Source organism: Streptomyces sp. NPDC079167, assembly GCF_040686735.1.
Classification (GTDB): domain Bacteria; phylum Actinomycetota; class Actinomycetes; order Streptomycetales; family Streptomycetaceae; genus Streptomyces.
In genome coordinates, this window is sequence record NZ_JBFBLO010000003.1 from 81,858 (window position 1) to 95,371 (window position 13,514).

Sequence of the window (13,514 nt, forward strand, 5' to 3'; positions counted from 1 at the left end):
GGAACGTCCGGGGGATCGTAAGCACGGCTGCCCGCGTCCGGGGGCCCGCGGAGGGGGCTGAGGGCCGACCCTCCGCCAGCGTTCACGGCCCCGCCCCTGAGCGTTGTCCGTCCGTTCACGGGCCCCGGTCCATGCTTTCGTCGAACCCCTGTGTGACCTCCGACGATTGAGACCCTTCCTTGAGCGTGGTCCTGTTCCGACGGCCGGCCCGCCGGCGCGGCCCGGAGATGCCCGACGGTGAACTGAGCCTTCAGGAACCGCCCACACTGCCCGAGGTGGTCCCGGACTCCTCGGCCGTCTGGACCTACCTGCCGATGGCGCTGATGTCCGTGTCGATGATGCTGATGTTCATGCGCCCCGGCATGACCAAGGGCAGCGGGGGCTTCATCTATCTCGCGCTGGGCCTGATGGTCCTGTCCACCGGGGCGATGATGGTCGGCCAGGCCATGCGCAGGAGCAGCGAGCGCAAGGAGCGGCTCAAGGGCGAACGCCGCGACTACCTGCGCTATCTGGGCCAGACCCGGCGCAAGGTCAGGGCGGCCGTCGTCGACCAGCAGCGCGCGCTGGCCTGGCGTCATCCCGAGCCCGCCGCCCTGTGGTCGCTGGTGGGCTCCACCCGGCTCTGGGAACGCCGCCCGCAGGACGAGGACTTCGGCGAGGTCCGGGTGGCCGTGGGGGAGCAGAAGCTGGGGCTGCGGCTGACCCCGATGGCGACCAGCCCCGTGGAGGACCTGGAGCCGCTCGCCGCGCACGCCCTGCGCAGCTTCATCCGCGCGTACGCGACCGTCCCCGAGCAGCCCATCGCCATCTATCTGCGTGCCTGGGCGCGGGTGCTGTTCCGCGGTGACGAGGAGCAGATCCGGTCCGTGGCGCGCGCGATGGTGGCCCAGCTGGTCACCTTCCACGCGCCGGACGACGTGTGGGTGGCCCTGTGCGTGTCCGACGAACGGCGGCCGGACTGGGAGTGGGCCAAGTGGCTCCCGCACCACATGCATCCGCAGGAGAGCGACGGCGCCGGCCCGGCCAGGATGTCGGGTGCTGCGTTCAACGAGCTGGAGGACCTGCTCGGCGCGGAGTTCCTTGAACGTCCGCCGTTCGACCCGGACGCGGCCGCCGGGCGCGAGGAGCCGTTCACCGTGATCGTCGTGGACGGCGGCACCGTGCCGGCGGGCCACCGGCTGGACGGGCCGGGTCTCCGCAACACCGTCGTCCTCGATCTGTCCGGGGCCCTGACCTGGCGCCCCGGGCGGGTCACCCTCCGCTTCGACGTCACTCCCGGCGCCTTCGGCCTCGTCAGGACCGACCGCGACCGCAAGGAGCAGACGACGCTGCTCGGCCGCCCCGACCGCTTCGGCCCCACCGGCGCCGCCGCCCTGGCCAAGCGCCTCTCCCCGTACCGCATGGGCACCGGCGCCGACGCCGGGGAGCCCCTCTCCACCAATGTGGAGCTGACCGCGCTGCTGGGCATCGCCGACCTGTACCGTCACGACCCGCCCGGCCTCTGGCAGCGGAGTTCCGGCCCCGCCCGGCTGCGGGTGCCGATCGCGGTCGGCGCCGACGGCACCCCGGTGGAGCTCGACATCAAGGAGTCCGCACAGGGCGGCTCGGGCCCGCACGGGATGCTGATCGGTGCCACCGGCTCCGGCAAGAGCGAGCTGCTGCGGACGCTGGTCCTGGCCCTGGCGCTGACCAACTCCTCCGAGACGCTCAACTTCGTCCTGGTCGACTTCAAGGGCGGCGCCACCTTCCTCGGCCTGGACGAACTCCCCCACACCTCGGCCGTGATCACCAACCTCGCGGGTGAGGCCGCCCTGGTCTCCCGCATGCAGGACGCCCTGCACGGCGAACTGATTCGCCGCCAGGAGCTGTTGCGCAGCGCCGGCAACTACGCCTCCGCGCTGGACTACGAGAAGGCCCGCGCCTCCGGCACCCCGCTCGCCCCGCTGCCCAGTCTCTTCGTGGTGGTCGACGAGTTCAGCGAACTGCTCTCCGCCCACCGTGACTTCATGGAGCTCTTCGTGATGATCGGCCGGCTCGGGCGCAGCCTCGGCGTGCACCTGCTGCTGGCCTCGCAGCGGCTCGACGAGGGCCGTATGCACCAGCTGGAGAGCCACCTCTCGTACCGCATCGGCCTGCGTACGTTCTCGGCGATGGAGAGCCGCGGGGTCCTCGGGGTGCCGGACGCCTACCAGCTGCCGCCCCAGCCGGGCAGCGGCTACCTCAAGTCGGGCGTGGAGGCGCTGACCCGGTTCCGCGCCGCCTACGTCTCGGGCCCCTACCGGCAGCGGGCGGGCGGGGCGAACCAGGCGCGGGTGGCCAGTCAGACCGTGCCCTGGACGACGGGTTACGTCGTGCCGCGCCATCTGCCCGCCGCTCCGGACCCCGAGCCCGAACCGGACGAGACCGGCGACACGCTGCTGTCCGTCGCCGTGGAACGGCTGCTGGGCGCCGGCCCGCCCGCGCACCAGGTGTGGCTGCCACCGCTCGGCCTGCCCCCGACGCTCGACCAGATCCTGCCGCCCCTCACCCCCGACCCCGCTCTGGGGCTGACGACGACGGGCTGGGAGGGGCGCGGCCGGCTGCGGGTGCCCATCGGCATCATCGACCGGCCCTTCGACCAGCTCCGCGACCTGCTCCAGGTCGACCTGGCCGGTTCGGGCGGGCACGTGGCCGTCGCGGGCGGCCCGCAGAGCGGCAAGAGCACCATGGTCCGCACGATCCTGACGTCCCTGGCGCTCACCCACACCCCCGACGAGGTGCAGTTCTACTGCCTCGACTTCGGTGGCGGCACCCTCGCGTCACTCGCGGGTCTGCCCCACACCAGCGGCGTCGCGGCCCGCCTCGACAGCGAACGCGTGGGCCGTACGATCGCCGAGGTCAACACCCTGATGGCGGCGCGCGAGCGCTTCTTCCTGGAGCACGGCATCGACTCCATGGCGACGTTCCGCCGCCGCCGGGCGGCCGGGGAGTTCCCCGAGGAGCGGCACGGCGACGTCTTCCTCGTCATCGACGGCTGGTCGACGGTGCGGCAGGACTACGACCACCACATCAGCACGTTCAACGCGATAGCGGCGCGCGGACTGAACTACGGCATCCACCTCATCGTCACCACCGCCCGCTGGGTGGAGCTGTCCTCGGCCGTACGCGACCAGGCGGCCACCCATCTGGAGCTGCGGATGGGCGACCCCATGGACTCCGGCATCGACATGCGCCGGGCCGCCACGGTCCCCCGCACCCCCGGCCGGGGCCTGACCCGCGAGGGCAAGCTCCACTATCTGACGGCGCTGCCCCGCATCGACGGGGTGGAGGGCGCCGACGACCTCACCGAGGGGGTGTCCGGTCTGGTCGCCGCCCTCCAGGAGTCCTGGTCCGGGCCGCCCGCACCGCCGGTGCGGATGCTGCCGGCCGCACTGCCGGCCTCGGAACTTCCTCCGGCCGAGGGCGACTTCCGTATGGCGCTCGGCCTGGAGCAGGAGGAGCTGTCCACGGTCTGGCACGACTTCAGCGAGAGCCCCCACATGATCGTGGTGGGCGACAGCGAGAGCGGCAAGACCAATCTGCTGCGGCTGACGGCCGAGGCCGTCATGGCCCGCTACACCCCGGCCGAGGCCAGGATCATGGTGGTCGACTACCGCCGCGAGCTGGTGGAGGTGGTTCCCGACGCCTACCGGCTCGGCCACGCCGTCTCCATCGACGCGCTCAAGGACCTCGTCGACGGTGCGGCCCGCGCGGTACGCACCCGGGTGCCGGGCCCCGACATCGCGCCCGCCCGGATGAAGCTGTGCGACTGGTGGACGGGCCCGCGGCTGTTCGTCCTCGTCGACGACTACGACATGCTCGGCACAGGCCCGATGAACGCCCCCTTCGACCCGCTCCTGGACCAGCTGGCGCTCGGCTGGGAGGTCGGGCTGCACCTGGTCGTCGCCCGCTCCGCGGCCGGGGCGGGCCGGGGCCTCGGCGATCACCTGATGCGCAGGCTCCAGGAGGTCAACACCCCTGGCCTGCTGCTGTCGTGCCCGCCCTCGGAGGGTTACGTCTTCGGCAACGTCAAGGGACGCAACCTCCCGCCCGGCCGCGCCACCCGCATAGCCCGCCGCAGGACGGTGCAGATGCAGACAGCCCTGCTGGACGCCCCTGAAAGGCGCTAGTCGTCCCCCGCCGGGCGCCAGCGCCGCGCCCGGCCCCGGGGCAGCGCCACGCCCACCCCCGCCAGCAGCAGGACGAGCCCGCCGCAGATCCCGGCGACGAGCAGTGCCCGGTCGCGGGGCCCGTCGGGCGCCGGCGCCGCCACCTGGGCGGGCGCCGCCTCCGGTACGCCGCCGGGACCGCCGTCCAGCACCGCGGTCATCGCCGCGTACGGGTCGAGCCGGGGCGGCGTCGCCGGGTAAGCGGCCCCGGTGAGCTGGCGAGCGGTCCCGGCCGCCGTCATCCCGGGATGCTGCGCCCGGACGAGCGCGGCCGCCCCCGCGACCTGGGCGGCGGCCAGCGAGGCTCCCGAGCCGAGGTAGTGCCCGGCGCCCTTCGGCCCGGTGCTGACCACGGCGTCACCCGGTGCCGCGAGGTCCGCCCCGCGCACCCCCGGGGCGTTCGCGGGCCGCCCGCCGTCCGGGCCGAAGTCGGTGACCGCGACGACCCCCGGAACCGCCGCCGGCCAGTACCAGGGCGCCGCCGGCGCGTAGCCGCCCGGCGAGTCACGGTCCTCGGCGAGCGCGTCCGGCGCGGCGGGGGCGACGACGAGGGCGTCCCCGGCGGTGGCATGGGCGACCGCCTCTGTCAGCTCCTTCTTCCCCGTTGCGAGCGCCTGCCCGACGTAGACGACCCCGGCCCCCGCGTCCACGGCCGCCCTGATGCCCGCCGCCACCCGGCCCGGCGTGGCGGCCCCCCGCTCGTCGGTACCCCGTACGGCCAGGATCCGTGCCCGGGGCGCTACGCCCGCCGGGCCCACCCCCTCGATGCGCGCACCGGCGATGACCCCGGCGGCGAAGCTCCCGTGGCCCACGCAGTCCTCGCCCGCGTCCCCCAGGGCACGGACCCGTCCGGCGAGCCCCGGAACGTCCGTACCCACCCCGGTGCCGACCACGGCCACGGTCACCCCGGCGCCCTCGTCCAGCGACCACGCCCGGGACAGCCCCAGCGCCCGCACGGTCCACGGCTCCGCCTCGGCGCTGCGGCCGGACGCGGTGGCACACGCCTCACCCGGCGCGAGAAGGCTTCGTACGACGGGGAGTTCGACGGTGTCCGCGGCAACGGCAGGCGTGGCACCGACCGTTGTCAGCAGGGCGGCCACGGCGGTGAGAGCCGCCCTCGCTCCCGGCCTCGCGGACGCACGGTGGCAGCAGGCTCGTCGCATGGGCCCACGCTAGGCACCGCAGATGACGTCGGGGCGACGCGCACGGCACAGCGCCGTCACCGGCAACGCCCGTCGTGACACCCGCCGTTCGCCCAGGCTTCACCCGGCGCACACCGAGGCCCTCCCGTCCCGTCCCCCGGCGTCGGCAAGTATCGGACGCGGCGGCGAAGCGAGGAGGTTCAGGGCGTGTCACGGCAGTTGCTCACGGTGTCACCGGAACGACCGAACGGTGGTTTCCGGACGATCGGTGAGGCCCTGGCCGCGGCGCGCACCGGAGCGGTGATCCAGATCGCCCCCGGCCGCTACCCCGAGAGCCTGACCGTACGCAACCGGGTCACCCTCGTCGCCGACGGGGACCCCGGCAGCGTGGAGATATGCCCGCGCCGGGGCAGCGCCCTCGTCCTCCTCGCCGACGCGGTGATGCTCACCGACCTCACCCTGCGCGGCGGCGCCGACGACCTGCCCGTCGTGGACGCGCCGCGCGGCCAGCTCGGGATGGACGGCTGCACCGTCCTCGGGTCGGGGTGGACCGCCGTCCTGGCGAGGGAGACCGGAGCGCTCGCCCTGCGGGGCTGCCGCATCACCAACCCGGCGGGCGCGGGCATCGTGGACATGTCCCCCGCGGGCAGCGTCGTCGCGGACTGCGTCGTGGAGAACCTGGGGACCTCGGGTGTGGTCCTCAGCGAAGAGGCCCGTACGACGGTGCGCGGCTGCCGGATCCGCGACACCCGGGGCAACGGCGTCCTCGCCAACGGCTCGGCACAGGGGGTCGTCGAGCACTGCGACATCTCCGGTGCGCGCAAGCCCGCCGTCGCCCTGGAAGGCAGCAGCTCGACCCAGGTCCGCCGGACTACCGTGCACGACACGGCCGTCGGCGTCTACATCACCAGTGACGCCCGCCCCACCCTCGAAGAGGTGACCGTCCTGGACACCACGGGGCTCGGGATCGCCCTCGCCTCGGGCGCCGATCCCGAACTGCGCCGCTGCCGGACCCAGCGCACCGGGGGCGGCGGGCTCGCTGTCTCGGAGCGCTCCCGGGGCACCTTCGACGGCTGCGAGTTCGACGCCTCTGCCGCACCCGCCGTCCTCGTACGCGGATCGAGCACCCCGATGTTCACGTCCACGGCCGTCCGCGACTGCGCGGCGGGGACCGGCACTTCCGGAGCGGTCGTCCTGGAGGACGACTCGCTGGCGGAGTTCGACGGACTCGACGTCACGGACCCGGCCGGGACGGGCATCCTGATCCGCTCCGGCGCCCAGCCGCTGCTGCGCCGGGCGCGGATCACCTCGCCCGGTGGCCACGGGGTCGAGGTCGTGGAGGACGGCCGCGGCAGGCTGGAGTCCTGCGAGATCCACGGTGCGGGCAAGGCCGGGGTCCGGGCCGCCGACGGAGGCCGGCCGGAGCTCGGCGACACCACCGTGGAGGCCAGTTGCGAGGCAGGCGTCCTCATCGGCCCGCAGGCGGCCGTCACCGTGCGGGACGGCAGCATCCGGTCCTCCGCCGCGTCCGGCGTCCTCGTCGAGAATGGGGGCGAGCTGACCGCTCTGCGCGTCCACTTCACCGGCTCGGGCGCGCACGGCGTGCTGCTGGCGGCCGGGTCGCGGGCGTCCCTGGACGAGTGCCGGACCGACGCGAACGTGGGTGACGGCATCCGCGTCGACACCGCCGAGGCGGTCACCGTCACCGGCTGCGCCGTACGCGACAACCGCGGCGCGGGCCTGCGCGGGACCGCACCGGGTGACCGGCTCGTCGTCGAGCACCTGATCAGTGCCGACAACGCGCTCCCCGACTCCTGGGGCGAATCGGCCGGCACCGTACCGGGCCAGGCCGGCGCACCCGGGCGCAAGGCATCGCCCCCGCCACCGGCCGGCCCCCTGGAGGAGCTGGAGTCACTGATCGGCCTCTCCGACGTCAAGCACCAGGTCCGCACCCTCGTCCACCTCAACCAGCTGGCCCAGCGGCGTGCCCGCCTCGGCATGCCGGCCCCGCCCATGAGCCGCCACCTGGTCTTCTCCGGCCCGCCCGGAACCGGCAAGACCACCGTCGCCCGGCTCTACGGCGGGATCCTCACCGACCTCGGCGTCCTGCGCTCAGGACACCTGGTGGAGGTCTCCCGCGCCGATCTGGTGGCGCAGATCATCGGCGGCACCGCCATCAAGACGACCGAGGCCTTCAACGAGGCCCTCGGCGGGGTCCTGTTCATCGACGAGGCGTACACCCTGCTCTCCGACAGCAAGGGGTCCGGCGCCGACTTCGGCAAGGAGGCCGTCGACACGCTGCTCAAGCTCATGGAGGACCACCGCGACGACGTCGTCGTCATCGCCGCCGGCTACACCGGCGAGATGGACTCCTTCCTCACGTCCAACCCCGGTCTGGCCTCCCGCTTCACCCGCACCGTCGAATTCGCCAACTACTCGGTCGAAGAGCTCGTCACCATCACCGAGTCCATGTGTGAGACCCACCGCTACGAGCTGGACCCGCGCACGCTCGACGCCCTCGCCGCGCACTACACGTCCATGACCCGTGACGCCTCCTTCGGCAACGGCCGGGCCGCCCGCCGTGTCTTCGAGGAGATGGTCGACCGCCAGGCCTTCCGGCTGAGCAGCATGGCCGAACCCGCCGAGAGCGACCTCTCGATGCTCCTGCCGGACGATGTGGCTCCGCCCGCCGATCCCGCGAGTGGTGCGTCGGACTCCACCGAACTCCTCTCCCGGCTCGACTCGATGGTCGGTCTCGCAGCGGTCAAACGCGAGGTCAACGACCTGGTGTCCCTCCTGGACTCCTCCCGCCGCCGCAAGGCGGCCGGTCTGCCGACACCCAAGGTCAGCCACCATCTGATCTTCTCCGGGCCTCCCGGCACCGGTAAGACCACTGTGGCCCGCCTCTACGCCGGGCTCCTGCACTCTCTCGGGGTACTTCCCCGGGGCCAGCTCGTCGAGGTGGCACGCGCGGACCTGGTCGGACGTTACGTCGGCCACACCGCGCAGCTCACCAAGGAGGTCTTCGAGAGCGCCCTGGGTGGTGTGCTGTTCATCGACGAGGCCTACACCCTCACTCCCGAGGGGGCGACCTCCGACTTCGGCCGTGAGGCCGTGGAGACTCTGCTCAAGCTGATGGAGGACCACCGTGACGACGTCGTCGTCATCGCGGCCGGCTACACCCACGAGATGCGGCGCTTCCTGGATTCCAACCCTGGTCTCGCCTCACGCTTCTCGCGTACCGTGGAATTCGAGCACTACAGCACCGACGAACTCGTCGGCATCATGGCCCGGCACGCCGCGGACTCCGGATACGACTGCCCGGACGACACGCTCAAGGCTCTTCACAGCTATGTGGACGCGCTTCCGCGTGACGCCTCGTTCGGCAACGCCCGTACCTCGCGGCAGATCCTCGATCGCATGACCACGCACCAGGCCCGCAGGCTCTCCGCACTGGACTCCCCGGCTCTCGACGTACTGCGCCGGCTGGTTCCCGAGGACGTTCCGGCCCTGCCGGGCCGCTGAATCACCGCGGTCGTCATGGTTCAGGCGTCCAGTCGGAGGTGCTGACCGGGGAAGATGAGGTGCGGCCCGTGGTCCAGGGCGTCGCGGTTCAGCTCGTACAGCGCGGGCCAGCCACCGGGCACATCCGCACGCTCGGCGATCACCGAGAGGCAGTCACCGGGCTCGACGACGTACGTCTCCTCGTCGACGAGGTCCTCGTCGTACTGCGTCGCTCCGCTGCCGCTGCCCGTGGTGCTGTCGTCACTGTCGTGCGTGCTGCCCGACGTGTTCCCGGAGGATGTGCTGCCGGACGACGTGTTACCGGACGACGTGTTCCCGGACGAGCCACTGTTCGAACTACCGCTCGACTGGCGCTCGGGGGCCGCCTGCGCCGTGTCGTTCCCGTCGACAGCGCCGCTGTCACCGCTGCCGGACGAGGAGCTCGACGTACCGCTGACACCGAGGCGTCCGCAGTTGGGCCAGGCGCCCATTCCCTGACCCCGGGCGACGCGTTCACCGACGGCGATCTGCTCGGACTTCGTGGCGAGGTCGGCGCGGGGTGCGTACTGCCCACCGCCGTAGGCCCGCCAGGTGGACGGGGAGAACTGGAGACCACCGTGGTAGCCGTTGCCGGTGTTGGTGTCCCAGCGCCCGCTGCTCTCGCACTCGGCGATGCGGTCCCAGTCGGTGCCCGCCGTGACGGTCGGCGCGATGACGGCCCGGGCGGGGGCGGCCTGCGCCGGTACGGCCTGGGCGGGTGCCTGGGCCGGGGCCTGGGCGGGGGCGTCGGCGACGCTGCGGCCGGCGAGGCCGAGCACGCTCAGGAGGACGAGCAGAAGGGCGAGCACCGATTCGACGGGCCGCTTGGCGAGGGGTGATGCCGGCATGACGGTATTTCCTCCGCTGTGCTCCAGAAGGTGTGCAAGGGCACGAACAGATAAGCCGCCGATATTCTTTTCCTTGGGCTTTGACGCGTTCAACGCCCGCACATTCACTCGGGTGGAGGGTCCTTCATGGCACTGTTCGGTAACGCGCACACCGTCGATCCGGCGGCCGCGCAGCGTGACTACGCGCGGCTTCTCGGCCAGGGCGAGCAGGTGCACGCCGCGTATCTCCTGATCCGCGACACGATCCTCTTCACCGACCGCAGGCTCGTCCTCATCGACAAGCAGGGGATCACCGGCAAGAAGGTGGAGTACCACTCCGTCCCGTACCGGAGCATCACGCACTTCGCGGTGGAGACGGCGGGGACCTTCGATCTGGACGCCGAGCTCAAGATCTGGATCTCCGGGTCCGCGACACCGATCCAGAAGACGTTCACCAAGGGCGTCGACATCTACGAGGTGCAGGCCGTCCTCACCCAGTACGTCGCGCGCTAGCCCGGTCCCGCAGATCGGCCATCTCTGCTCGGATGGCGGGCAGTTGGGCGTAGAGCGCCTCGCCCGGGCAGTACGTCGAGAAGGTGTCGCGGTGGCCGGCCACGGCGTGGAGGTGGACCACCTCACCGCGCCGGTACAGGCTGTCGTCGTTCGTGGAGACCAGCCGCACGAAGCCCTGGGGGTCGACGGCCCGGTCCAGTTTCCACGCGCCGACCTTCGCGATCCCCTCGATGAGCGCCTTCGGTACCGGCACGCCGGGGCCGAAGGTGCCGAGGGCCGCGATGCCCACACTGTGCGCGTTAAACCCGGTGGTGTGGGCCCCGCGGACGGAACGTCCGACACCGCCCGCCCTGCCCTCGTACACGGTCCCGCAGCGGTCGACGACGAAGTTGTAGCCGATGTCGTCCCAGCCCTCGCCCCGGACGTGCATCTCCTCCATCGCCCGGAGCATCCTGGGGGCGTCGGCGCAGTCGTAGGCGTTGGTGTGACCGGTATGGTGGACGAAGACGGCCTTCACCGTCCCCGTGTAGACCGCGTCCTCCTTCACCAGGCTCTCGTCCGCGTGCCACTCGGCCCGGCTGACGATCGCGGGGCGCGGGGCGGCAGGCTGTGCGGCCGGCTTCGCGGTGGCCTGATCGGGCGCGGCAAGGCGGACCGGCGCGTCCCGGATGACCAGGAACGCCAGCGGCACGACCATGGCGCACACGACGGTTCGGCGAAGCCACATACGGCCACCATGCGGGCCGACCAGCGGCGTCGCAGGCGCCCACACCCAGTCGGGTGACCCGACCGCGAGCAGTTCGCCACCCCCGCGCCGGCCCGGCCTGCTCCCGGTGCAGGCGGTCAGGAAACGGCGACCGCCTGCTGCTGCTCGATGATGCGTGCGGCGCGGTGCGGGGAGGTGTCGAGCCGGGCCAGCACACCCGGGACCGCGTTGTTCGGGAGGATCAGCTCGAAGAGGGCGGAGATCTCGCCGACCAGGTCCGGGGGCTCGGCCATGGACTCGGTCACCAGCTGGACCCCGGTCCACGCCCCGACGAAGAGCCGCGACGTGGCCTCCGGATCGACGTGCGGAAGGAGCTCGCCCCGCTCCCTGGCCTCGGTGAGTATCTCCGTACCGAGGGTGATCCAGTCAGGCCAGCGGGTGCCGAACAGCCCGCGCGCCCGAGGGTCGACGGAGAGCCGGATCGATGCACTGAGCAGGGGCTCCCGGGGCAGCCGGTAGGCGAGCAGGAGCGCTATGTCCACCCATTCCTGCAGCTTGAAGGTCTGCGGGGTGACCCCGTCCGAGGTCACCGCCTCCTGGAGCACACCGCGGGCCAGCTCCTCCTTCGACGTGAAGTGGAAGTAGAGCGCACCTCTCGTGAGACCGGCCCGGTCGAGGATCGCGGCGATCGTGGCGGCGTCGTAGCCGTGCTCGTCGAAGACCTCGGCGGCGGCCTCGAGGAAGATTCTGCGCGTGCGGATCGCCCGTTGCTGTCGTGCCAACTCGCGCTCTCCTTGAACGTGGCCTGACGCTTCTTCAAAAAGTACCGGTGAGCCGGTATCATATCAGCGCCGTAATGCCCATTTTTGTTCTGTATCCGGGAGGGCTGTGCCCGACATACCTGTTGCTCCGCCCCCGCCGCAGGAATCAGCGGAGGACCAGGAGGGCATCCCCAAGGAGTACGTCCACCTCGGACGCCCCGAGATGGTCTTCCTGACCGCCTGGCGGCGCCGCGAAGATGGCGAGTTCTCGCTCTCCGCGCAGTGGCCCGCCCCTGCGGCCGGCCTCCCGTACGACCCCCGTGTGCTCACGCAGACCATCCGGCAGAGCGGTCTGATCATCGCGCACGCGGCGTACGGGGTTCCGCTCTCCGATCAAACCCTGCTCCACTACTTCGACTTCACCGTCGCGCCGGGTTTCGGCGTTCCCCCCGCAGGCCCCTGTGACCTCGCTGTCGAGGTGTCCGTCACGGAGCCCAAAAAGCGCGGCACGGCCGTCAGTTCGCTCGGCATGGACGTCCGCGTGCTCCAGGGTGACAGCATCGTGGCCCATGCGGAATCCGAGTTCGGCTGGATTTCACCGCGCGCCTACCGCAGGCTCCGTGGTGAACAACTCGCCGTCGACTGGAACGCCTGGCCCCTGCCCGCCCCGGTGGACCCCCGCACCGTCGGCCGGCACACCCCGGCGGACGTGGTCCTGGCGGCCGGGGACCGGCCACGCCGCTGGCAGTTGCGCAACGACGTGGCCAACGTCGTGCTCTACGACCACCCGGTGGACCACGTCCCGGGACTGGTCCTGATGGAGGCCGCGCACCAGGCCGCGCACGCCGCGGTGCACCCCGCGCGCTTCGAGGCGACCACCGTCACCAGCGCCTTCGAGCGGTACGCCGAGTTCGACCGCCCCTGCTGGGTCGAGGCGGAGATCCTGCCCGCCGGCCCCGGGGAAATCTCCGTCCTGGTCACCGCGGAACAGGAAGGAGAAACGGTCTTCCGGGGCCGGCTGACCGGTCCGTGCGACTGACACGGCTCACTGGTTGATGAAGCCGCCGTCCACCGGCATGACCGTGCCCGTCAGGAAGGGGCAGCGGTCGCTGAGAAGCCAGGCCACCGCGTTGGCGATCTCCTCCGGCTCAGCCGTACGCCCCTGGGGCGTACGGCTGTTGACCATCTCCTCCAGCCCGGGATTGCGCCCGAACCAGTCGGCCGTGATCTCGCTGCGGGTCGTGCCGGGCGCCACCGCGTTGACCCTGATGCCCTGTTGGACGTACTCGTCCGCAGCGGCCCTGGTGAGGCCGATGACCGCGTGCTTGGCGGCTATGTAGGGCGCGGCCGCCGGTATGGCCACCAGCCCGCCCACACTGCTGTTGTTCACGATGGAACAGCCCCTGGTGTTGGGCAGCATGGCCGCGATCTCGTGGCGGAGGCAGTTCCAGACACCCCGCACGTTGGTGTCCATGACCGCGTCGTAGACGTCGTCGCCCATGAGGTGGAGGGGCGTCCGGTCGCCGCCGAGTCCCGCGTTGTTGAAGGCCGAGTCCAGGCGCCCGTAGGTGTCGACCGTGAAGCCGACGGCGCGGGCGGCGTCCTCCGCCACGGTGACATCGCAGACGACGTACGAGGCTTGGGCCCCCTTGTCCCTCAATTCGGCGGTCAGCGAGGCCAGTCGGTCCTCCCGGCGCGCCGCCAGGACCACCGTGGCGCCCTCCTCGGAGAACACCCGTGCCGCCGCCGCGCCGATACCGCTGCTCGCCCCGGTGATCAGGACGACTCTGTCGTGGAGAAGATCGCTCATGGCGGCAGTCTGGCAGGCACTGCGG

The 13,514-nt window shown here is 72.0% G+C and carries 9 protein-coding genes; 4 read left to right on the forward strand and 5 right to left on the reverse strand.

Annotated features, from left to right (window positions below):
* The first annotated feature begins 185 nt into the window (after nucleotides 1–185).
* The gene (gene eccCa, locus AB0P41_RS08025; protein ID WP_356709463.1) at nucleotides 186–4,148 is read left to right on the forward strand and encodes a type VII secretion protein EccCa; all 3,963 of its coding nucleotides are present in this window, start codon (nucleotides 186–188) and stop codon (nucleotides 4,146–4,148) included.
* Here the strand turns inward: eccCa and AB0P41_RS08030 are convergent.
* Nucleotides 4,145–5,350, reverse strand: a complete 1,206-nt coding sequence (locus AB0P41_RS08030) for a S8 family serine peptidase (protein WP_365930845.1) — start codon at nucleotides 5,348–5,350, stop codon at nucleotides 4,145–4,147. The genes eccCa and AB0P41_RS08030 overlap by 4 nt on opposite strands.
* A 186-nt stretch (nucleotides 5,351–5,536) precedes the next feature.
* On the opposite strand from AB0P41_RS08030, the gene AB0P41_RS08035 reads away from it, so the two are divergent.
* Nucleotides 5,537–8,854: a right-handed parallel beta-helix repeat-containing protein gene (locus AB0P41_RS08035; protein WP_365930847.1), complete on the forward strand. Its 3,318-nt coding sequence runs from the start codon at nucleotides 5,537–5,539 to the stop codon at nucleotides 8,852–8,854.
* 20 nt (nucleotides 8,855–8,874) lie between these two features.
* On the opposite strand, the gene AB0P41_RS08040 is transcribed toward AB0P41_RS08035, so the two are convergent.
* A complete protein-coding gene (locus tag AB0P41_RS08040; RefSeq protein WP_365930849.1) occupies nucleotides 8,875–9,720 on the reverse strand; it encodes a transglycosylase family protein in 846 nt (281 codons plus the stop codon).
* Nucleotides 9,721–9,846: 126 nt separating this feature from the next.
* Between AB0P41_RS08040 and AB0P41_RS08045 the strand changes: the two genes are divergently transcribed.
* Nucleotides 9,847–10,212 carry a PH domain-containing protein gene (locus AB0P41_RS08045; RefSeq protein WP_356709317.1) on the forward strand — a complete coding sequence of 122 codons (366 nt, stop codon included), beginning with the start codon at nucleotides 9,847–9,849 and terminating at the stop codon, nucleotides 10,210–10,212.
* Here the strand turns inward: AB0P41_RS08045 and AB0P41_RS08050 are convergent.
* Together AB0P41_RS08050 and AB0P41_RS08055 are read right to left on the reverse strand one after the other, a co-directional pair.
* Complete coding sequence (locus AB0P41_RS08050) at nucleotides 10,190–10,939, reverse strand: peptidoglycan recognition protein (protein WP_365930850.1); 750 nt, start codon at nucleotides 10,937–10,939, stop codon at nucleotides 10,190–10,192. The genes AB0P41_RS08045 and AB0P41_RS08050 overlap by 23 nt on opposite strands.
* A 116-nt stretch (nucleotides 10,940–11,055) precedes the next feature.
* Nucleotides 11,056–11,700 carry a ScbR family autoregulator-binding transcription factor gene (locus AB0P41_RS08055; RefSeq protein WP_365930852.1) on the reverse strand — a complete coding sequence of 215 codons (645 nt, stop codon included), beginning with the start codon at nucleotides 11,698–11,700 and terminating at the stop codon, nucleotides 11,056–11,058.
* A 106-nt stretch (nucleotides 11,701–11,806) separates the two neighbouring features.
* Between AB0P41_RS08055 and AB0P41_RS08060 the strand changes: the two genes are divergently transcribed.
* Nucleotides 11,807–12,718: a ScbA/BarX family gamma-butyrolactone biosynthesis protein gene (locus AB0P41_RS08060; RefSeq protein ID WP_365930854.1), complete on the forward strand. Its 912-nt coding sequence runs from the start codon at nucleotides 11,807–11,809 to the stop codon at nucleotides 12,716–12,718.
* Nucleotides 12,719–12,724: 6 nt separating this feature from the next.
* Here the strand turns inward: AB0P41_RS08060 and AB0P41_RS08065 are convergent, their stop codons facing one another.
* Nucleotides 12,725–13,489: an SDR family oxidoreductase gene (locus AB0P41_RS08065; RefSeq protein WP_365930855.1), complete on the reverse strand. Its 765-nt coding sequence runs from the start codon at nucleotides 13,487–13,489 to the stop codon at nucleotides 12,725–12,727.
* Nucleotides 13,490–13,514: the final 25 nt, after the last annotated feature.

Bases quoted from the DNA above. Each gene is read 5' to 3' on its own strand.
- AB0P41_RS08030 (WP_365930845.1), bottom strand. From the start codon at position 5,350: ATGCGACGAGCCTGCTGCCACCGTGCGTCCGCGAGGCCGGGAGCGAGG.
- AB0P41_RS08040 (WP_365930849.1), bottom strand. From the start codon at position 9,720: ATGCCGGCATCACCCCTCGCCAAGCGGCCCGTCGAATCGGTGCTCGCC.
- AB0P41_RS08045 (WP_356709317.1), top strand. From the start codon at position 9,847: ATGGCACTGTTCGGTAACGCGCACACCGTCGATCCGGCGGCCGCGCAG.
- AB0P41_RS08050 (WP_365930850.1), bottom strand. From the start codon at position 10,939: ATGTGGCTTCGCCGAACCGTCGTGTGCGCCATGGTCGTGCCGCTGGCG.
- AB0P41_RS08065 (WP_365930855.1), bottom strand. From the start codon at position 13,489: ATGAGCGATCTTCTCCACGACAGAGTCGTCCTGATCACCGGGGCGAGC.